Annotated in this window: 16 protein-coding genes and 5 tRNA genes; 14 read left to right on the top strand and 7 right to left on the bottom strand. The window is 73.9% G+C overall.

The features are described 5' to 3' along the window. The first annotated feature begins 173 nt into the window (after positions 1-173). The 8 genes from ACFVGS_RS25590 (at position 174) to ACFVGS_RS25555 (ending at position 11,245) form a co-directional block, all read left to right on the top strand. The gene (locus tag ACFVGS_RS25590; protein WP_384416504.1) at positions 174-1,232 is read left to right on the top strand and encodes a methionine ABC transporter ATP-binding protein; all 1,059 of its coding nucleotides are present in this window, start codon (positions 174-176) and stop codon (positions 1,230-1,232) included. Next, positions 1,229-1,897, top strand: coding sequence for a methionine ABC transporter permease (locus ACFVGS_RS25585; RefSeq protein ID WP_384416508.1), 669 nt, complete (start codon positions 1,229-1,231; stop codon positions 1,895-1,897). The genes ACFVGS_RS25590 and ACFVGS_RS25585 overlap by 4 nt, the downstream gene beginning before the upstream one ends. Before the next feature lie 112 nt (positions 1,898-2,009). Next, positions 2,010-2,867, top strand: a complete 858-nt coding sequence (locus ACFVGS_RS25580; protein ID WP_385693779.1) for a MetQ/NlpA family ABC transporter substrate-binding protein — start codon at positions 2,010-2,012, stop codon at positions 2,865-2,867. 129 nt (positions 2,868-2,996) lie between these two features. Further along, positions 2,997-3,644 carry a GNAT family N-acetyltransferase gene (locus ACFVGS_RS25575; protein ID WP_385693778.1) on the top strand — a complete coding sequence of 216 codons (648 nt, stop codon included), beginning with the start codon at positions 2,997-2,999 and terminating at the stop codon, positions 3,642-3,644. Between the two features lie 60 nt (positions 3,645-3,704). Next, positions 3,705-4,892 carry a precorrin-6y C5,15-methyltransferase (decarboxylating) subunit CbiE gene (gene cbiE, locus ACFVGS_RS25570; RefSeq protein WP_385693777.1) on the top strand — a complete coding sequence of 396 codons (1,188 nt, stop codon included), beginning with the start codon at positions 3,705-3,707 and terminating at the stop codon, positions 4,890-4,892. Between the two features lie 324 nt (positions 4,893-5,216). After that, a complete protein-coding gene (cobT, locus tag ACFVGS_RS25565) occupies positions 5,217-8,828 on the top strand; it encodes a nicotinate-nucleotide--dimethylbenzimidazole phosphoribosyltransferase (protein WP_385693776.1) in 3,612 nt (1,203 codons plus the stop codon). Positions 8,829-9,117: 289 nt separating this feature from the next. After that, a complete protein-coding gene (cobA, locus tag ACFVGS_RS25560; protein WP_385693775.1) occupies positions 9,118-10,359 on the top strand; it encodes a uroporphyrinogen-III C-methyltransferase in 1,242 nt (413 codons plus the stop codon). Between the two features lie 67 nt (positions 10,360-10,426). Next, on the top strand, positions 10,427-11,245 hold the full coding sequence (locus ACFVGS_RS25555) for a TrmH family RNA methyltransferase (RefSeq protein ID WP_384416525.1): 819 nt from the start codon (positions 10,427-10,429) through the stop codon (positions 11,243-11,245). 164 nt (positions 11,246-11,409) lie between these two features. Here the strand turns inward: ACFVGS_RS25555 and ACFVGS_RS25550 are convergent, their stop codons facing one another. Beyond that, positions 11,410-12,696: a serine/threonine-protein kinase gene (locus tag ACFVGS_RS25550; RefSeq protein WP_384416527.1), complete on the bottom strand. Its 1,287-nt coding sequence runs from the start codon at positions 12,694-12,696 to the stop codon at positions 11,410-11,412. 527 nt (positions 12,697-13,223) lie between these two features. On the opposite strand from ACFVGS_RS25550, the gene ACFVGS_RS25545 reads away from it, so the two are divergent. The 3 genes from ACFVGS_RS25545 to ACFVGS_RS25535 all read left to right on the top strand — a co-directional run bounded on the left by ACFVGS_RS25545 (position 13,224) and on the right by ACFVGS_RS25535 (position 15,035). Further along, a complete protein-coding gene (locus ACFVGS_RS25545) occupies positions 13,224-13,391 on the top strand; it encodes a hypothetical protein (protein ID WP_361580021.1) in 168 nt (55 codons plus the stop codon). 393 nt (positions 13,392-13,784) lie between these two features. Then, positions 13,785-14,717: a phosphotransferase family protein gene (locus ACFVGS_RS25540; protein ID WP_385693774.1), complete on the top strand. Its 933-nt coding sequence runs from the start codon at positions 13,785-13,787 to the stop codon at positions 14,715-14,717. Between the two features lie 39 nt (positions 14,718-14,756). Next, entirely contained in the window at positions 14,757-15,035 is a 279-nt protein-coding gene (locus tag ACFVGS_RS25535) for a zf-TFIIB domain-containing protein (protein ID WP_384416532.1), read from the top strand. Between the two features lie 86 nt (positions 15,036-15,121). Here the strand turns inward: ACFVGS_RS25535 and ACFVGS_RS25530 are convergent. The 5 genes from ACFVGS_RS25530 to ACFVGS_RS25510 all read right to left on the bottom strand — a co-directional run bounded on the left by ACFVGS_RS25530 (position 15,122) and on the right by ACFVGS_RS25510 (position 15,589). Further along, positions 15,122-15,196 (bottom strand) — tRNA-Val (locus ACFVGS_RS25530). A gap of 28 nt (positions 15,197-15,224) precedes the next feature. Continuing rightward, positions 15,225-15,296, bottom strand: a tRNA-Val gene (locus ACFVGS_RS25525). A 34-nt stretch (positions 15,297-15,330) separates the two neighbouring features. Then, a tRNA-Val gene (locus ACFVGS_RS25520) sits at positions 15,331-15,402 on the bottom strand. A gap of 1 nt (position 15,403) precedes the next feature. Beyond that, positions 15,404-15,477 (bottom strand) — tRNA-Cys (locus tag ACFVGS_RS25515). Between the two features lie 39 nt (positions 15,478-15,516). Next, positions 15,517-15,589 (bottom strand) — tRNA-Gly (locus ACFVGS_RS25510). 265 nt (positions 15,590-15,854) lie between these two features. Here ACFVGS_RS25510 and ACFVGS_RS25505 point away from each other — a divergent pair. Genes ACFVGS_RS25505 through ACFVGS_RS25495 form a run of 3 tightly spaced genes read left to right on the top strand, consistent with a single transcriptional unit; the run spans position 15,855 to position 18,625 of the window. Continuing rightward, positions 15,855-16,907, top strand: coding sequence for a chorismate-binding protein (locus ACFVGS_RS25505; protein ID WP_384416535.1), 1,053 nt, complete (start codon positions 15,855-15,857; stop codon positions 16,905-16,907). Next, on the top strand, positions 16,904-17,734 hold the full coding sequence (locus ACFVGS_RS25500; protein WP_384416538.1) for an aminotransferase class IV: 831 nt from the start codon (positions 16,904-16,906) through the stop codon (positions 17,732-17,734). Before ACFVGS_RS25505 ends, ACFVGS_RS25500 begins: the two co-directional genes overlap by 4 nt. Before the next feature lie 54 nt (positions 17,735-17,788). Further along, the gene (locus tag ACFVGS_RS25495) at positions 17,789-18,625 is read left to right on the top strand and encodes a GNAT family N-acetyltransferase (RefSeq protein ID WP_384416540.1); all 837 of its coding nucleotides are present in this window, start codon (positions 17,789-17,791) and stop codon (positions 18,623-18,625) included. 82 nt (positions 18,626-18,707) lie between these two features. Here ACFVGS_RS25495 and ACFVGS_RS25490 read toward each other — a convergent pair whose 3' ends face one another. Continuing rightward, positions 18,708-19,220, bottom strand: a complete 513-nt coding sequence (locus ACFVGS_RS25490; protein ID WP_385693773.1) for a DsbA family protein — start codon at positions 19,218-19,220, stop codon at positions 18,708-18,710. Between the last annotated feature and the right edge of the window lie 115 nt (positions 19,221-19,335).

The raw sequence follows: 19,335 nt of genomic DNA, 5'->3' as shown, positions 1-19,335 counted from the left end.
CCCCGACGGCCGAGCCGTTCCGCGCCTTCCCCGCGCCGGACCGAGCACGCCCCGCGCACGCGCTGCCTCCCGGCCCACCGCCGCGACCAGCCGCCCTGCGCCTGACTGTCCGACAGACGAATGCCGTGCACGGCGGACCCATGCGCCGCGCACTCGACAGTGACGGAAACCCTGTGATCACCACTTCGGGCCTGACCAAGGTCTACGAGTCGCGAGGCCGCCAGGTCACCGCTCTGGACGGCGTCGACCTCCACGTTCGCGAAGGCGAGGTCTTCGGCGTGATCGGCCAGAGCGGCGCCGGCAAGTCCTCGCTCATCCGCTGCGTCAACCTCCTGGAGCGCCCCACCTCCGGCACCGTGACCGTCGACGGCGTCGACCTCACCGCCCTCGCCGGGAAGGGCCGGCGCGCCGGCCGGGACCTGCGCCGCGCCCGCAGCAGCATCGGCATGGTCTTCCAGCACTTCAACCTGCTGTCCTCGCGCACCGTCAAGGACAACATCGAGCTCCCCCTGGAGATCCTCGGCGTCTCCGCCGCCGAACGCTCCCGCCGCGCCCTCGAACTCCTCGACCTCGTCGGCCTCGCCGACAAGGCCAAGGCCTACCCCGGGCAGCTGTCCGGCGGCCAGAAGCAGCGCGTCGGCATCGCCCGCGCCCTCGCCGGCAAGCCCAAGGTCCTGCTCTCCGACGAGGCCACCAGCGCCCTCGACCCGGAGACCACCCGCTCCATCCTCCAGCTGCTGCGCGACCTCAACCAGCAGCTCGGCCTCACCGTCCTCCTCATCACCCACGAGATGGACGTCGTCAAGACCATCTGCGACTCCGCCGCCCTCATGCAGCACGGCCGCGTCGTCGAGTCCGGCACCGTCGGCGAACTGCTCGCCACGCCCGGCTCCCAGCTCGCCGCCGAGCTCTTCCCGGTCAGCGGCGCCGCCACCGCGCCCGGCCGCACGGTCGTGGACGTCACCTTCCACGGCGAGACCGCCACCCAGCCGGTGATCTCCCAGCTCTCCCGTACGTACAACATCGACATCTCGATCCTCGGCGCCGCCATGGACACCGTCGGCGACCGGCAGATCGGCCGCATGCGCATCGAACTCCCCGGCAGCTACGAGGAGAACGTCGTCCCGGTCGGCTTCCTGCGCGAGCAGGGCCTCCAGGTCGAGGTCGTCGAACAGCAGGACCGGCCCGTGCCCGCCCAGGCGCCCGCGCTGGTGAAGGAAGGTGCCAAGTGACCTGGTCCGAGATGCAGCCCCTGCTCGAGCAGGGCACCGTCGACACCCTCTACATGGTCCTGTGGGCCACCGTCGTCACCGTGCTCGGCGGACTCCCGCTCGGCATCCTCCTCGTCCTCACCGACAAGGGCGGACTGCTGCAGAACCGGCCGGTGAACAAGGTCGTCGGCGCGATCGTGAACGTGGGCCGCTCGCTGCCCTTCATCATCCTGCTGATCGCCCTCATCCCCTTCACCACCTTCGTCGTCGGCACCTTCATCGGCCCGACCGCGATGATCGTGCCGCTCGCCATCGGCGCCATCCCGTTCTTCGCCCGGCTCGTCGAGACCGCGATCCGCGAGGTCGACCACGGCCTCGTCGAAGCCGTCCAGGCCATGGGCGGCGGCATTCCCACCATCGTCCGCAAGGTGCTGCTCCCGCAGGCCCTGCCCTCCCTGGTCTCCGCCGTCACCACCACCGTCATCGTGCTCATCGGCTACTCCGCCATGGCGGGCGCGGTCGGCGGCGAAGGCCTCGGCTCCAAGGCCGTCACCTATGGCTACCAGCGCTTCGACACCACCTTCATGCTCGTCACCGTCGTCGTCCTGGTCGTGATCGTGACCGTCGTCCAGCTCATCGGCGACGGCATCGTCCGCCTGCTCGCCCGCCGCGGCCGCACCGCGTGACGGCCCCGCCCGACGGCCCCGCCTGACGGCACCTCAGACTTCGCAACCCGAAGAAGAGCCCGGACTTGTTGTCCAGGCGAACACACCGCTCCACCGGAAAGAGGCACTCTTCGTGCGCAACAACATCAAGCTCACCGCGGGCATCGCCGCCACCGCCGCACTCGCCCTCGGCCTCACCGCCTGCGGCACCTCGTCCGACCCGTCCTCCGCCAAGGACCAGGCCGGCTCCGCCGACAAGCCGCTCGTCGTCGCCGCGTCCCCGACGCCGCACGCCGACATCCTCAACTACGTCAAGGACAAGCTCGCCGCGAAGGAGGGCCTGAAGCTGGAGGTGAAGGAGTTCACGGACTACGTCCTGCCGAACACCGCCACCGAGACCGGCCAGGTCGACGCCAACTTCTTCCAGCACAAGCCGTACCTCGACGACTTCAACAAGAAGAACAACACCCACATCGTCCCGGTGGTCAACGTCCACCTCGAGCCGCTCGGCCTCTACTCCAAGAGCCTGAAGTCGGTGAAGGACATCAAGGCCGGCCAGACCATCGCCGTCCCCAACGACACAACCAACGAGGGCCGCGCCCTCCACCTGCTCGCCGACAACGGCCTCATCACCCTCAAGGCGGGCGTCGGCACCGACGCCAAGCTCTCCGACATCACCGACAAGAAGGGCCTGGAGTTCAAGGAGCTGGAGGCCGCCACGGTGCCCCGCGCCCTGAACGACGTCGACGCCGCCGTCATCAACGGCAACTACGCCATCGAGGCCAAGCTGGAGCCCGCCAAGGACGCCCTCGTCCTGGAGAAGGCGGAGGGCAACCCCTACGCCAACTTCCTCGCGGTGAAGGAGGGCAACGAGAAGGACGCCCGCGTGCAGAAGCTCGTGAAGCTCCTCAACTCGCCCGAGGTGAAGAAGTACATCGAGGACACCTACAAGGGATCGGTCATCCCGGCCTTCGGCGCCCCCGCCAAGTAGCCGTCGGACCACGGTCCTTCCCGTCCGAAGGCCCCGCGCGCCCCGTCCGGCGCCCGGGGCCTTCGGGCTGACCCGCGCATGCGCGGCGGCCACCGCATGCTGCATGCTGTGCGTTCACGGTCTTCACGTATGGAGTTGCGCATGACTACGACCTTCCCGTCCATCTCCATCAGCACGGACCGGTTGGTGCTGCGCCCGTACGAAGAGGCCGACATCCCCGCGTTCACGGAGATGATGAACGACGAGCTCGTGGTCGCCTGGACCTCCGTCCCGCACCCGTACACACACGCGAACGCCGAGGAATGGGTGCGCAGGATCGCTCCTGCGGAACGGGCCGAGGGCCGCGGCATCGTCTTCGCCGTCACCGAGTTCCTCACCCAGCGCCTCGTCGGCACCGTCCACCTCCACGGCACCAACTGGCGCACCCGCGCCACCGAGGTCGCCTACGTCACCGCGCCCTGGGCCCGCGGCGAGGGATACGCCACCGAATCCGTCCTCGCCGTCGCCCAGTGGCTCTTCGGCGACCGCGGCTTCGAACGCCTCGAACTGCGCACCGCCGCCGACAACACCGCCTCCCAGCAGGTCGCCCAGAAGATCGGCTGCATCAGCGAGGGCGTGCTCCGCAACGCCTGGATAGCGCGCAGCCAGACCGAGACCGGCGAGTGGGCCGAGTTCCGCACCGACCTCATCGTCTGGAGCCTCCTCCCCGAGGACCTCGACGGCGTCGCCGACCAGATGGCCGAGGCCGGACTCTCCACCTACGCCGACTGGAGCTGACCGCACGGGTAGGCTCGGCACCGCCCCGACCTGCACACACTCCCAGGGAGACAGACACACATGGCCGACCGGGTCACGGTGATCGGCTGGGACGGCTCGCCCCTCACCGCGGCGGCCCGGTCCGCGCTCGCCGCCGCCACCCTGGTGGCCGGCGCCGCCCACCACCTCGCCCTCCCCGAGGTTCCGGCCCGCGCCGAACGCGTCCGCCTCGGCAGCGTCGACCTCGCCGCCCGCCGGATCGCCGGCCACCGCGGCACCGCCGTCGTCCTGGCCGACGGAGACCCCGGGTTCTTCGGCGTCGTCCGCGCCCTGCGCGCCCCCGAACACGGCCTCGAGGTCGAGGTCGTCCCCGCCGTCTCCTCCGTCGCCGCCGCCTTCGCCCGCGCCGGCATGCCCTGGGACGACGCCCGGATCGTCGTCGCCCACCAGCGCACCCTGCGCCGCGCCGTCAACGTCTGCCGCGCCCATCCCAAGGTCGCCGTCCTCACCTCGCCCGGCGCCGGCCCCGCCGAACTCGCCCTGCTCCTCGACGGGATCCACCGCACGTTCGTCATCTGCGAGGAACTCGGCACCGCACGCGAACAGGTCACCGTCGTCACCTCCGACAAGGCAGCCGACCACGCCTGGCGCGACCCGAACGTCGTCCTGGTCATCGGCGGCATCGGCGCCGGCACCACGGGCGGCTGGCTCATGGGCCACGACACCCCCGCCACCCGCGGCTGGGCCCTGCCCGCCGACGACACCGGCGGCCACGCCGGCCAGGACGCCACCCTGCGCGCCGCCCAGCTCGCCCGCCTCGGCCCCCGCGAAGGCGACCTCGTCTGGGACATCGGCTGCGCCGGCGGCGCCTTCTCCGTGGACGCCGCCCGCTTCGGGGCCGCCGTCATCGCCGTCGACGCCGACCCCGACGCCTGCGCCCGCACCGAGGCCGCCGCCCGCGCCGCCGGCGTCCAGCTCCAGACCGTGCCCGGCTGCGCCCCGCACGTCCTGGAACGCCTGCCCGAACCCGATGTCGTACGGATCGGGGGCGGGGGAGTCCCGGTCGTCACCGCCTGCAGTGACCGCAGGCCCGAACGGATCGTCGCGCACGCCGCCACCCGCGACGAGGCCGAGGCCATCGGCGCGGCCCTGACCGACGGCGGCTACCAGGTCGAATGCGCCCTGTTGCAGACCGTCGGGCTCGACCCCGCGGACTGGACGGAACGGGACCGTTCCGTGGTCTTCCTGCTGTCCGGCCGCCGGGCCTGAGCAGCCCCACCCGTGATCGCGCCGCCCGCCGGGCGGGGTAGGCTGGCCGATTGTTGTACCGCACCGGGACGTTCGGTGGTTTGTTCGCCAATGTCCGGAAGTAGCGGCCCCATTGGGCCGCTGATGTGGTACGGAGCAATGGGGGGGCGGCGCGACGTGGCGCAGTCCACAGCGAACCGTGGCGGATCCGCCTGCCAGGATGGCCGAAGGCCGCGACAATGCATGGGTGTCAGCGCGTCCTTCGTGCCGCGCGGCGCGCGAGCTCGTTCTTGTTGACGGGCGAAGGTCTGAAGGAGCACAACCGATGGGCGAGGGGTACGCAGCATGACGGACACCGGCCAGGTCCCCGGCGAGGGGCTGCCGGAGAACGCAGGCATGGTCGAGCAGCCGGGCATCCCCGCGCCGGGCGCGTACACCTTCCTGGACCCCTCCGAGCACGCAGCCGAGGAAGACGACCTGCTCCTGATGCCGGGCGCCCAGGGCGCCTGGAGCGAGCACCAGCCGGGCGTCGTGCCCGCGCCGCCGGTCGCCGTGCCGGCTCCGGCCGTGGACCCGCTGACCGCTCCCATCGAACAGGTCACCGCGACCCCGCCGCAGGGCGTGCCGGTGCCCCAGCACGCCACCCCGGCGCACGGTGTTCCGCACGAGCCCGTCGTCGACCACGGCTACGAGCCCGGCATCCTCGACACCGGCGCCCACGAGGCGGCCGGCCGCGACTCCGGCTCCGTCGACCTGAGCGCGGTCCGCATGCCCGGCCCCGTCACCGCGCCGACCCCGCCGCCCGCCCGCCGCCCGCTGCACATGGGTCCGCCCCTCCCCGACGCCACCGGTGGCGTGGTGCGCTCGCTCGCCGACCGCGGCCCGGCCGCCGCCCCGGTCCCGCAGCCCGCTCCGGTCGCCGCGACCGCGCCCGCCCCGATGCCGGTCCGCACCCCGGGCCCGCCCACCACGGGGCCCGAGTACCTGGACGTGCCGCCGCAGGACCGCCAGACCGCCCCGCAGGGGGCCGTGCCGTGGACCGCGCAGCCGCAGGAGCAGCAGGCCCAGGCTCCGGCCCCCGCAGAAACGGTCCCGCCGGTCGCGCAGTTCGTCCCGGTCGAGGGTTCCCTCCCGACCGCCCCGCACCTGGCCCCGACCGCGGTGCCCGACCCGGCGGCACCGCAGGAGCAGCCGGCGGTGGCGGAGCCCGTCGCGGCCGCCGCCAATGCGGTGGCGGGGGAGTTCCCGGCCCAGGCCGAGACCCCGACCGAGGCTCCGGCTCAGGCTCCGGCCGAGGACCCGCAGCAGTCGCCCGCCCAGGTCGTCGTCGAGGTGCCGGCCGCTCAGGAGCCCGTGGCCGAAGAGGTCGCGGCCGCCGAGCCGGCCGCTCAGGAGGCCGCTCCGCAGGAGGCCGTCGCTTCCGAGCTCGCCCCCGAGGAGGCTGTCGCTGCGGAGCACGCTCTTCAGGAGGCCGTTGCTCCCGAGCCGGCCCTCCCGGAGGGCGTTGCTCCGGACGCCGTCGTTCCGGATGCCGTCGTTCCGGACGCCGCCGCCGAGGAAGTCGTCGCCCAGGAAGCCGTCGTCATGGAGGCCCCGGCTCCGGTGCCCGCCCCCCGCGAGGCCGAGGCGGAAGCCCAGGCCCCGGCCGAGGAGCCGCAGCCGGCCGCCGCCGAGGTCCCGGCCGAGGCTCCCGCCGAGGTAGAGGTGCCGGCCGAGGCCGCCGCTGTCGACGCCGCTCCCGTCGAGGCCGTCGTCGCCGAGCCCGCGCCCGCGGCCGAGGCAGTGGCTGCCGAGGCCCCGGTGGCGGAGCCCGCGGTCACCGAGGCCCCGGTGGCGGACCCCGCCGTCGCCGAGCCGGCTGTAGCCGAGCCCGCGGCCGTCGCCGAGCCGGCCGTCGTCGAGCCCGCGGTCGCCGAGGCCCCGGTCGCCGAAGGCGCGTCCGAAGAGCCCGCGCCCGCCCCGGAGGACCCGGCGGCGGCTGTTCCGGCCCCGGTCGAGGTCGTCGCCGAGGAGATCCCGGTCGTCCCGGACGACATCGCGGAGTCGCAGCCGGAAGCGGCCGCCGAGGCGCCCGAGGCAGCCCAGGCACCCGCGGCCGAGGAGCCCCAGCTCCAGGACGGGCCCGAGGAGCCCCGGCCGGACGCGCCGCAGGCCGCCGAGCAGCCCGCCGAAGACGCTTCGGCCGAGGGACCGGCCGAGGTCCCGGCCGCCGAGGAAGAGGCGCGGGACCGCGCCCCGGGCTACGACGAGGCCGAGCGCGAGGCGGTCCTCCGCGTCATGCGCGAGCGCCGCGACATCCGCAACGGCTTCCGCTCCGACCCGATCCCGCACGAGGTCCTCCTCCGCGTCCTGGAGGCGGCCCACACGGCACCGTCCGTCGGCCACTCGCAGCCCTGGGACTTTGTCGTCATCCGCTCCGCCGAGACCCGCCGGACCATGCACGAGCTGGCCCAGCGGCAGCGCGAGGCGTACGCCAAGTCCCTGCCCAAGGGCCGGGCGAAGCAGTTCAAGGAACTGAAGATCGAGGCCATCCTCGACACCCCGGTCAACATCGTCGTGACCGCCGACCCGACCCGCGGCGGCCGGCACACCCTCGGCCGCTACACGCAGCCGCAGATGGCCCCGTACTCCTCCGCGCTCGCCGTCGAGAACCTGTGGCTCGCCGCCCGGGCCGAGGGCCTCGGCGTCGGCTGGGTGAGCTTCTTCGACGAGCGCGAGATGGTCCGCGCGCTCGGCCTGCCCGACCACCTCGAAGTGGTCGCGTACCTCTGCGTCGGCTACGTCGACGAGTTCCCCGAGGAGCCCGAGCTGATGCAGGCGGGCTGGTCCAAGCGCCGCCCGCTGTCCTGGGTCGTCCACGAGGAGACGTACGGCCGCCGTGCCCTGCCCGGCGAGGAGCCGCACGACCTGCTCCAGGAGACCGTCGCCAACATCCGCCCGCTGGACGCCAAGGCGCTCGGCGAGGCGTGGGAGCGCCAGAAGCGCATGACCAAGCCCGCCGGGGCGCTGGGCATGCTGGAGATCATCTCCGCGCAGCTCTGCGGCCTCTCGCGGGTCTGCCCGCCGCCGATCCCGGAGCCCGCCGCCGTCGCGATCTTCGCCGGCGACCACGGCGTGCACGCCCAGGGCGTCACCGCCTGGCCGCAGGAGGTGACGGGCCAGATGGTCGCGAACTTCCTCGGCGGCGGCGCGGTCTGCAACGCGTTCGCGAACCAGGTGGGCGCCGAGGTCTGCGTCATCGACGTCGGCGTGGCCTCCGACCTGCCCTCCACGCCCGGTCTCCTCCCGCGCAAGGTCCGCCCGGGCACGGCCGACTTCACCATCGGCCAGGCGATGACCCGCGAGGAGGCGGTCGCCGCCATCGAGGTGGGCATCGAGACCGCCCGCGACCTCGTGGCCGCCGGCAACAAGGCGCTGCTCACCGGCGAGATGGGCATCGCGAACACCACCGCGTCCGCAGCCCTCATCTCGGTCTACACCGGCGTGGACCCGGCCGAGGTCACCGGCCGCGGCACCGGCATCAACGACGAGATGCACGCGCGCAAGGTGGACGTGGTCCGGCGCGCGCTCGACCTCCACAAGCCGGACCCGGCGGACCCGATCGGCGTCCTCGCGGCCCTCGGCGGCCTGGAGCACGCGGCGCTCGTCGGCCTGATCCTGGGCGCGGCCTCGCTCCGTACCCCGGTCATCCTGGACGGCGTCTCCACCGGCGCGGCGGCGCTCGTGGCCCGGGCCATCGCGCCCGAGTCCCTCGCGGCCTGCATCGCCGGCCACCGCAGCGCCGAGCCGGGCCACGTCGCGGCCCTCAACAAGCTGGGCCTGCGCCCGCTCGTCGACCTGGACCTCCGCCTCGGCGAGGGCACCGGCGCCCTCCTCGCCCTCCCGGTGGTCCAGAGCGCCGCCCGCGCGATGCACGAGGTGGCGACCTTCGACTCCGCGGGCGTCACGGAGAAGTAGCCAGAACCCGCGACACGTCCCCTGCGCCCCACCGGCGGGAGCGGGGGACGTGGAGGGCCCCGCGTTCGGCACGTGCAGCGTGATGTGGGGCGCGGAACAAGGACGTTCAGCAACGTGGCGCCAGATCCGCGCCGTGAATCATCCAGTCCCGAACGCGGGGCCCGGAACGTGCCCCACCCACCCGACCGACGGCGCTCGGCCAAGGGGACATCCGTCACACAGTGAAACCCGCAGGCCACCGATATCGTGAGGTGCGCCAAGCACCGCCTCCAGAGGAGCCGCCCGCACCATGGCCGAGCACGCCGACCACGCCGAGCACCCCGCCTACCCCGTCGGACTCCGCCTCGCCGGCCGCCGCGTCGTCGTGTTCGGCGGTGGCCAGGTGGCGCAGCGCCGTCTTCCCGCCCTGATCGCGGCGGGCGCCGACATCACCCTGATCTCGCCCTCCGCGACGCCTTCCGTCGACGCGATGGCCGAGTCGGGCGAGATCACCTGGATCAAGCGCCGCTACCAGGAGGGCGACCTGGCCGACGCCTGGTACGCCCTGGTCGCCACCACGGACCCGGCGGCGAACGCCGCCATCTCCGCCGAGGCCGAGCGCACGCGGACCTGGTGCGTCCGCTCCGACGACGCCGAGGCGGCCACCGCCTGGACCCCGGCCACCGGCCACAGCGAGGGCGTCACGGTCGCTGTCCTCACCGGTCACGACCCGCGCCGCTCGGCAGCGGTCCGGGACGCGGTCGTCGAGGGCCTGCGCGACGGCTCCCTCGCGGCGCCCGCCCGCCGCGCCCGCACCCCGTTCGTCGCCCTGGTCGGCGGCGGCCCGGGCGACCCCGACCTGATCACGGTCCGCGGCCGCCGGCTCCTCGCGGAGGCGGACGTGGTGATCGCCGACCGCCTCGGCCCGCGCGACCTGCTCAGCGAGCTGCCCCCGCACGTCGAGGTGATCGACGCGGCGAAGATCCCGTACGGCCGGTTCATGGCCCAGGAGGCCATCAACAACGCCCTGATCGAGCACGCCAAGCAGGGCAGGTCCGTCGTCCGCCTCAAGGGCGGCGACCCGTTCGTCTTCGGCCGCGGCATGGAGGAGGCCCAGGCGCTCGCCGCCGAGGGCATCGCCTGCACGGTCGTCCCGGGCATCTCCAGCTCGATCTCGGTCCCGGGGGCCGCCGGCATCCCGGTCACGCACCGCGGCGTCGCCCACGAGTTCACCGTCGTCAGCGGCCATGTGGCGCCCGACGACCCGCGCTCCCTCGTCGACTGGGCGTCCCTCGCCAAGCTCACGGGCACGCTGGTGATCCTCATGGGCGTCGACAAGATCGGCAAGATCGCCGAGGCGCTGATCGCCCACGGCAAGTCGCCCGACACCCCGCTGGCCCTGGTCCAGGAGGGCACCACGGCGACCCAGCGCCGCGTGGACGCCACGCTCGCGACGGTGGCGGAGACGGTGAAGGCCCAGGAGGTCCGCCCGCCGGCCGTGATCGTCATCGGCGACGTGGTGAACGAGGGCCCGGACAAGCCGCTCGCCTAGAACCCCCGGGCCCCTACAGGGCCCCGCACGCATTGGCACCACCCCCAGGACAAGGCAGTATCACCCCGTGGCCGAACTCATCACGATCGACGACCCCGACGACCCGCGTCTGCACGACTACACCGGACTGACCGACGTCGAGCTCCGGCGCAGACGGGAACCGGCCGAGGGGCTGTTCATCGCCGAGGGCGAGAAGGTGATCCGCCGGGCCAGGCAGGCGGGTTACGAGATGCGCTCCATGCTGCTCTCCGCCAAGTGGGTGGACGTGATGCGCGACGTCATCGACGAGGTCCCGGCGCCCGTGTACGCGGTGCAGCCGGACCTCGCCGAGCGGGTCACCGGCTACCACGTCCACCGGGGCGCGCTGGCCTCGATGCAGCGCAAGCCGCTCCCGACGGCGACGGACCTCCTCTCCTCCGCCCGCCGGGTGGCCGTGATGGAGTCGGTGAACGACCACACCAACATCGGCGCGATCTTCCGCAGCGCCGCCGCGCTCGGCATGGACGCGGTGCTCCTGTCCCCGGACTGCGCGGACCCGCTGTACCGCCGTTCGGTGAAGGTCTCCATGGGCGCGGTCTTCTCCGTCCCGTACGCCCGTCTCGACACCTGGCCGCGCGGCCTGGAGGCGGTACGGGAGGCGGGCTTCAAGCTGCTGGCGCTGACGCCGGCGGACCGGGCGGCGTCGATCGACGAGGCCGCGCCGCACAAGCTGGACCGGGTGGCCCTGATGCTCGGTGCCGAGGGCGAGGGCCTGTCGACGCAGGCGCTGCGGGCCGCGGACGAGTGGGTGCGCATCCCGATGGCGCACGGCGTGGACTCGCTGAACGTCGGCGCCGCGGCGGCGGTAGCGTTCTACGCGGTGACGAGCGGCCGCCCGCAGCCGTAGCGGGGCGCCTGCAGCCGTAGCCGGGTGCCCGCAGCGCTAGCCGGCCGCCCGCAGCTGTAGCCGGGTGCCCGCAGCGCTAGGGCCTGTCCGGCCGCCCGCAGCGCTGACCCGACCACCTGCTCAAGCGGGCAAGGTCCGCAGCCCCGGCCGTCCCCGGCTATCCCTTACCCCTGGAGCGCCTGCGCCGCCGCGATGCCGAGTGCGACGACGAGCGTGACGACCACGAAGACGAAGAGCCGCTGACGCAGCAGCCTGGGGTTGGCGGGCCGCCGTCCGGTGGACGTGGAGCGGGCCCCGGACCGGGTGCCCGGCCGTGTGCCGGTGCGGGACTGCGCCGCGCGCGAGCCCCCGCCCGTACGGGACGAGGACGGCCGGGAGGCGGAGGGCCGCGACGCGGCGGAACGGGAGCCGCCCGGACGGCCCTGCCCGCCCGTGGGCCGGTCCGCGACCGGCTGCCGTTCGCCGCCCTGCTCGCCGCCCCGCTCCGTGGAGCGGTCCGACGGCCGGTCCACGGCCCGCTCCGTCGTGCGCTCGGTCGTCCGTTCCGTGTACCGCTCGGTGGGCCGCACGGCGCCGCGCTCCTCGACGCGCTCCCGCGGGCCGGGCGGCCGGGCGGCGGCGGGCAGGCCCTGGGCCTCCCGCGCCGCGATCTCCTTCAGCCGCATGGACAGCTGGAGGGTGCTGGGCCGCTCCTCCGGGTCCTTCGCGAGGCAGGCGCGGACGAGCGGGGCGAGGGAGTCCGGGACGCCGTGCAGAAGCGGCTCCTCGTGCACGACCCGGTAGAGCATGACCTCCGAGCTGCCGTGCCCGAAGGGGGAGTCGCCCATCGCCGCGTACGCGAGGGTGGCGCCGAGCGAGAAGACGTCGGTGGCGGGCGTGACGACCGCGCCCCGGACCTGCTCGGGCGCGAGGAAGCCGGGGGAGCCGACGGCGGTGCCGACGTGGGTGAGGGTGCTGGCGCCGGTGGCCCAGGCGATCCCGAAGTCGATGATCCGGGGGCCCTTGGGGGAGAGCAGGATGTTCGACGGCTTCAGGTCGCGGTGGACGACCCCGGCCTCGTGCACGGCGACGAGCCCTTCCGACAGGGCGGCGCCGATCGCCGCCACGTCGGAGGCCCGCAGCGGACCCTCCTCGGCGACCCGGTCGTGCAGGGAGGGGCCGGGCACGTACTGGGTGGCGAACCAGGGCCGCTCGGCCTCCAGGTCCGCGGCGACGAGGCGGGCGGTGCAGCCGCCGCGGATCCGCCGGGCGGCGGACACCTCGCGCGCGAACCGGGAGCGGAACTCCTGGTCCTCGGCCAGGTCGGGCCTGATCACCTTGAGTGCCACGCGCTGCCCGCGCCGGTCGGAGCCGAGGTACACGACCCCCATACCGCCGGCGCCCAGCCTGCGGTGCAGCCGGAACGACCCGACGATCCGCGGGTCCTCGCGCCGGAGCCGCATCATCGCCATGTCCGTCCCCTCGTCCGTTCGACGTGGCACAGCTTACGTAGCCCCGCCCCGGCGTGCTCACAGGCCGCGCCCTCATGGCCGCATCGATTGTCAGTGCTGAGGGGGACACTTGAGGAGGGGTCAGTCGCGCCACTCGCCAACACTCCCTCATATCAAGGAGGTTGGGATTCCGCCGTGCCGACACCCCGGCCGTCCGCGCCAAACGTGAGCGACGTCACGCACCGTCTCCGGGGGCCGGCCTCCGGCCACCCGTTCGCCCTCCGGCCGCTCCGCGGCCATCTCCCGTTCGCCTTCCCCGCGCCCCCGGGCCGTCCCCTCAGGGAAGACCCCCACTCCGGGGTGCCCGTCTCCACCCAGGGGAGTACGCCGAGCGGAGGGCCGTCATCCTCCGGGAGGCCCGGAAGCCGGTACGCAGGCAGGACGCCCCGGGCCCCGCCGCTGCCTAGATTGGTTGTCGAGCGGCGGGTGCAGCACTCGTCCCCCGAGGTCACCGCACCCGCCGCGTCCGACACGACAGGAGAGGAACCATGGCGTACCCGGCCCCGCGGATGAACACCCGCCCTTCGAGCCGCCGTCACCCGCTGGTGGCGACCGCCATGGTCCTCCCTCTCGCGGCCCTGCTCGTGGTCGTCTTCGGCGGCTGGGACGCGGTGGTCACTCAGGCGTCGTCCGTGGGCGTGATGCTGGGGCGCTGAGCGGCGCTCCGGACCCGGGAGAGCGGCCCGGGTCGGGGACATCCGGCCATCAACCCCGTGGGGACGGGGGTGCGGCGGACGGCAGCGTGCGGCCGGTCAGCTGGGGAGCTGACCGGCCCTCGCGCTTTCCCGGACTCCGTCCCGGCGGGCACCCCGACGACCGGACGCGACCTGGACGCGCTCCGTCACGCCCCACCCGGCACCGCCGCCCCGGCCCCGCCTCCACGCCTCCCGCCTCTCCGCCCCGCGTAGGCTCGCCGCCCCGCCCCCGCGGCGCCGCCCCCCGCCTCCACGCCTCCCACCTCTCCGCCCCGCGTAGGCTCGCCGCCCCGCCCCGCCCCCGCGGCCCCGCCCCCACGCCTCCCGCCTCCCCGCCCCGCGTAGGCTCCCCGCGTGGAGGAGACCGTTCTCGTACAGCTGCACGCGCTCGCGCGCGAGGCCGCACATCCCGCTGGGGCGACGGCCTGTCGCTGCCCGGTGGGCCTGCTCGCGGACCGGGACGACGGCACGGTCGTACGGCACGGCGGCCTCGTCCTGAAGGCGCACGCGCCCGACGGCCACCAGGAGGAGCTGCGGTCGCGGATCTCGCTCGCGGCGGAGCCCGCCCTGGCGCCGGTCCTGCTCGCACCCCTGCCGAGACCGCGCCGGGAACTCGGTGACCGCCCCCTCACGGCCTGGCCCTACGGCACGCCCGTCGACCCGGACGCGCCCGGCGCCGCGCCCTGGGAGGAGGCCGCACGACTGCTCGCCGCCCTGCACCGGACCCCGCCCCCGCCCGGCCTGCCCGCCATGCGGGCCCCGGTGAAGGCGGCGCTCGCCGTGGAGCGCATGCGCCGCGCGGTCCCCGGCCATCCGGCCACGGCCACGGTGCTCCACGCCTGGCACACCCTTCCCGACCTCCCGGCCCCGCAGGCCCTCTGTCACGGCGACTTCCACCTGGGGCAGCTCGTCCGGCTCGGGCAGGCAGGACCGGACCCGCGCTGGCGGCTGATCGACGTCGACGACCTCGGCGTCGGCGACCCCGCCTGGGACCTGGCGCGCCCGGCGGCCTGGTTCGCGGCCGGCCTGCTGCCGCCGGAGGTCTGGTCGCGCTTCCTCACCGCGTACGAGTCGGCAGGCGGCCCGGCGACCGGGAGCCCGGGCGGTGACCCCTGGGCCCGCCTCGACATCCCCGCGCGCGCCCTGACCGTACAGACCGCCGCGCTCGCCCTCGCGAAGTCCACCGCCGAGGGCCGCCAGCTGGACGAGGTGGAACAGGTGATGATCGACACCTGCGCCCGAATCGCGACGCTCCGAACCGAGTTGGCTCCGCCGGCGTCCCCATAGGGTGAGAGCACCATTCGAACGGCAGGGAGTTGAATCCGCATGCAGTGTCCGAAGTGTCACGCGCCCATGCACACGTACAACCGCAACGGCGTGCAGATAGAGCAGTGCAGCGGTTGCCGCGGCATTTTCCTGGACTACGGGGAGCTCGAGGCCCTGACCCGCCTGGAGTCGCAGTGGGTGCAGCAGGCCCCGCCCGCCCCGCCGGCCTACCCGGCGCAGCCCGCGGCCCCCGCCTGGGGCGCTCCGCACCACGGCGGTCACCACGGTCACCACGGCGGCCACCACCGTGGCTTCGGCCGGATGCTGTTCTCCTCCTGACGCCGGGCGCGGGCCCCTTCGGGGGTCCGCCCGCCCGCGACACACACGAAGAAGCCCCCGGCCGATGGACGGCCGGGGGCTCTCTCTGGTGCGCGATACTGGGATTGAACCAGTGACCTCTTCCGTGTCAGGGAAGCGCTCTCCCGCTGAGCTAATCGCGCGGGCACACCCGGAGGTGCGGGTACTGCGTGCGCGATACTGGGATTGAACCAGTGACCTCTTCCGTGTCAGGGAAGCGCTCTCCCGCTGAGCTAATCGCGCGGGGGATCCGAGGATCCGGGACCCGAAGGTCCAGTGGACGATACTGGGATTGAACCAGTGACCTCTTCCGTGTCAGGGAAGCGCTCTCCCGCTGAGCTAATCGTCCTTGGAGGTGGAGACGGGATTTGAACCCGTGTAGACGGCTTTGCAGGCCGTTGCCTCGCCTCTCGGCCACTCCACCAGGAGTGAATACGGGGGTTCGGGATGATCCCCCACATCGAGCGGACGACGAGATTCGAACTCGCGACCCTCACCTTGGCAAGGTGATGCTCTACCAACTGAGCCACGTCCGCTTGTCGTTTCCGTTTCGCTTGCGCGTCCCGGCGACGTGTTGAACTCTAGCGGATTCCTGGGCCAGCACAAAAACGCGTTTCCGCAGCGTGCTGACCTGCGCCCCCGCCGACGGGTCCGGGAGCGTTCGTACGGCGTTCACTCCACGTGTTCCCGAGGTGGCTCCCGGCGCCTCCCGCGCCCCCTCTGTCGCAGACTTCCCACCGGGCCCTTCCGTCCCCTCGCTCTCATCGGCCCTGCCCGCCCCCGCCGCCCTAGACTCGCCATGTGCACTCCCTCGCTCCTCTGGCCCGCTTCGGCGGCCTCCTCGCCACCGATCTCCGGGACGTCACCCACGACCCCGAGGCCCTGGACTCCTCCGGCTTCTGGGCCGTCGTCGCCGACTTCGAGGGCCGGCTGACCTGCGCGCGCTTCGGTGACGTCCGGCCCGACCCGGTCCCCGCGCCCGTGCCGGGCGCCTGGCACGGACCGGCCGCCGGCGACTGGACGTCCTCGCTCGACCGCGCCGCGTACACGGAGGGCGTGCGCCGCGTGCGCGAGCACATCGCGCGCGGCGAGGTCTACCAGGCGAACCTCTGCCGGGTGATGTCCGCACCGCTGCCGGACCCGGCCGGAGCCGACGTCGACGCGCTCACCGCCCTCCTCGCGCGCGGCAACCCCGCGCCCTACGCAGGAACGGTCCGGCTGCCCGCGCACGGCGTGGAGATCGCCACCGCCTCTCCCGAGCTGTACCTGCGCCGCGCGGGCGCGACCGTGGAGTCCGGTCCGATCAAGGGCACCGGCAGGACGGCCGAGGACCTCCTGGAGAAGGACCACGCCGAGAACGTGATGATCGTGGACCTGGTCCGCAACGACCTGGGCCGGGTCTGCGCGACCGGTTCCGTCACGGTGCCCGAGCTGTGCGCCGTCGAACCCCACCCGGGGCTCGTCCACCTGGTGTCCACCGTGCGCGGCGAGCTGCGCGCCGGGGCCGGCTGGCGTGACCTGCTCGCCGCGACCTTCCCGCCGGGCTCCGTCACCGGCGCCCCGAAGTCCAGCGCCCTGCGGATCATCGAGGCCCTGGAGACCGTCCCGCGCGGCCCCTACTGCGGCGGCATCGGCTGGGTCGACGCCGACCGGCGCACCGCCGAGCTGGCGGTGGGCATACGCACCTTCTGGATCGACCGTGCCGAGGGGATGCTCCGCTTCGGCACCGGCGCCGGCATCACCTGGGGCTCCGATCCCGAGCGCGAGTGGGCCGAGACCGAGCTGAAGGCCGCCCGTCTGGTCGCGATAGCGTCGGGCGCGTACGAGGCGAGCGGAAAGGCCATATCTCGATGAAACTCTGGGTCAACGGCGGACTGCACGACGCGGAGACCGCCCGGGTGTCCGTCCTGGACCACGGTCTCACCGTCGGCGACGGCATCTTCGAGACGGTCAAGGCCGAGCGTGGCGAAACGTTCGCTCTCACCCTGCACCTGGAGCGCCTGACCCGCTCCGCCCGCGGCCTCGGCCTGCCGGACCCGGACCTCGACGAGGTCCGCCGCGCCTGCGCCGCCGTCCTCGAGGCCAACCCGACGGAGCTCGGCCGGCTCCGCATCACGTACACCGGCGGTGTCTCGCCGCTCGGCTCCGAGCGCGGTGACTCCGGCACCAGCCTGGTCGTGGCGCTCGGCGGGACGAGCCGCCGCCCGGACTCCACCGCCGTGATCACCGTCCCCTGGACCCGGAACGAGCGCGGCGCGCTCACCGGCCTGAAGACCACCTCGTACGCGGAGAACGTCGTCGCGCTCGCCCGGGCGCACGAGCGGGGCGCCTCGGAGGCGCTGTTCGCCAACACGGCCGGACGGCTGTGCGAGGGCACCGGCTCCAACGTCTTCGTGGTCGTCGACGGCCGCATCCTCACCCCGCCGGTCTCCTCCGGCTGCCTCGCGGGCATCACCCGCGCCCTGGCCGTGGAGTGGACCGGCGCGGAGGAGGCCGACCTGCCGCTCGACGTCCTGGAGAGCGCCGACGAGATCTTCCTGACCTCGACCCTGCGGGACGTCCAGGCCGTGCACCGGGTGGACGACCGGCAGCTCGCCCCGGCGCCGGGGCCGGTCACGGCCAAGGCGATGCGGATCTTCGAGGAGCGCGCGGCGCGGGACCGGGACCCGCGGCTCGGCTGACCGGCGCCGCAAATCCTGATGACGGACGGCGGCGGGGTGGGTAGAACACCAGTGATGACCACGACCCTGCGGCCGTCCGAGCCGCTCCAGCAGTCCGCCGACGGCGGCCGTTCGCGCACCTACGACATCTGCGTGAACAGCCGCCGGGTCGGCTCCGTCCACCTCGCCACGGACCCGGGCTTCGGGGCCGCCCTGGGTGTGATCTCGGACCTCCGGGTCGACGAGCCCGACCGCCGCCGCGGCCGGGGCACGGTGGCGGCCCTCGCCTCCGAGGAGGTGCTGCGCTCCTGGGGCTGCGAACAGGTGCGGATCTCGGTGCCCACGGACGTGCCGGGTGCGATGCGCATGGCGGCCTCGCTCGGCTACACCGAGCGCAGCCGGAACATGCTCAAGGAGCTGCCGTCCGAGCCGCCGGAGCTGCCGGAGGGCTTCCTCCACCGCCCCGTCACCGAGGAGGAGTTCGCCGCGTGGTCGGCGCGCTCCAAGGACGCGTTCGCACAGAGCTGGATCGACCGCGGGGTGCCGGAGGAACAGGCCCGCGCCAAGGCGGAGGACAGCCGCCGTCGTTTCCTGCCGCAGGGCCTGGCCACGCCGGGCGTCACCCTGGCGGCGGCCGTGCGGGACGAGCGGGTGGTCGGGCACCTGTGGACGGGCCGGATCGAGCTGGATCCGGGGCGCTGGACGGGCTTCGTGTACGAGGTCGAGGTCGCCGAGGAGCAGCGGGGGAAGGGCTACGGCCGGGGGCTGATGCTGGTCGCCGAGCGGGCGGCGCTCGCGGCCGGCGAGACCCTGCTGGGGCTGCATGTCTTCGCGGGCAACACCACGGCGATCGGCCTCTACGAGTCGCTGGGCTACCGCACGACCCACCTCAACAGTTCCAAGACGCTGTAGGGCCTGTCGGGCGGGTCGTGGCCCGGGCCGCCGGACAGCCCTGGGCCGCCGGACCGCCCCGGGCCGTGCGGTGCCTCGCCGGTCAGCCCTTCAGCAGGCCGTCCGCGATCTCCTCGATGCGCTCGCGCAGGCCGTCCTGGCTCTGGCCGCCGTCGAGGCGCTCGCCGCCGATGACGTACGTGGGCGTGCCGGTGACCTTGATCGCCTTGCCCTCGGCCTCGTCGGCGTCGACGGTCAGCAGGTGCCGGCCGTCGATCAAGGCGGTGTCGAACTCCTCGGCGTCCAGGCCCAGTTCGCGCGCCACCTCCAGGAGCACCGGCTCGCCGCGCTCGCCGAGCTCGGCGGTCCTGGCGAGCAGCGCCTCCGTGTACGGCCAGCCCTTGCCCTGCGCGAAGGCCTCCTCGGCGGCCTGGGCCGCGGCGTAGGCGTGCTTGTGCTTGGGCAGCGGGAAGTGGCGCAGCTGGATGTCGAGGCGCTCGCCGTACGTCGCGCGCAGCGCGCGGACGTCGTCGAGGGCCTGGAAGCAGTCGGGGCACTGCAGGTCGAACCAGGCCTCCAGGACGACGGGGGAGGCGGGGGTGGGTGACTCACTCATGGGAAGAGTCTCCCATCCGGCCTTCCCTGGGGGGCGACCCGGAGATCTCCCTGATCCGGCGTCGGGGGCATGGCCGGGCGGGGGCGGGGCGGTGCACGATGGAAGGGACGTATCA

This window comes from Streptomyces sp. NPDC127114, assembly GCF_042677525.1.
In the GTDB taxonomy this organism is placed as follows: domain Bacteria; phylum Actinomycetota; class Actinomycetes; order Streptomycetales; family Streptomycetaceae; genus Streptomyces.
The sequence above is the reverse complement of the archived record's forward strand: the minus strand, read 5'-3'. Positions and strand labels throughout refer to the sequence as shown.

What these genes read in the sequence shown, in the direction of transcription:
- ACFVGS_RS25575 (WP_385693778.1), top strand. Translation starts at nt 2,997, where the DNA reads ATGGAGTTGCGCATGACTACGACCTTCCCGTCCATCTCCATCAGCACG.
- cbiE (WP_385693777.1), top strand. Translation starts at nt 3,705, where the DNA reads ATGGCCGACCGGGTCACGGTGATCGGCTGGGACGGCTCGCCCCTCACC.
- cobT (WP_385693776.1), top strand. Translation starts at nt 5,217, where the DNA reads ATGACGGACACCGGCCAGGTCCCCGGCGAGGGGCTGCCGGAGAACGCA.
- cobA (WP_385693775.1), top strand. Translation starts at nt 9,118, where the DNA reads ATGGCCGAGCACGCCGACCACGCCGAGCACCCCGCCTACCCCGTCGGA.
- ACFVGS_RS25550 (WP_384416527.1), bottom strand. Translation starts at nt 12,696, where the DNA reads ATGGCGATGATGCGGCTCCGGCGCGAGGACCCGCGGATCGTCGGGTCG.
- ACFVGS_RS25545 (WP_361580021.1), top strand. Translation starts at nt 13,224, where the DNA reads ATGGCGTACCCGGCCCCGCGGATGAACACCCGCCCTTCGAGCCGCCGT.
- ACFVGS_RS25535 (WP_384416532.1), top strand. Translation starts at nt 14,757, where the DNA reads ATGCAGTGTCCGAAGTGTCACGCGCCCATGCACACGTACAACCGCAAC.
- ACFVGS_RS25500 (WP_384416538.1), top strand. Translation starts at nt 16,904, where the DNA reads ATGAAACTCTGGGTCAACGGCGGACTGCACGACGCGGAGACCGCCCGG.
- ACFVGS_RS25495 (WP_384416540.1), top strand. Translation starts at nt 17,789, where the DNA reads ATGACCACGACCCTGCGGCCGTCCGAGCCGCTCCAGCAGTCCGCCGAC.
- ACFVGS_RS25490 (WP_385693773.1), bottom strand. Translation starts at nt 19,220, where the DNA reads ATGAGTGAGTCACCCACCCCCGCCTCCCCCGTCGTCCTGGAGGCCTGG.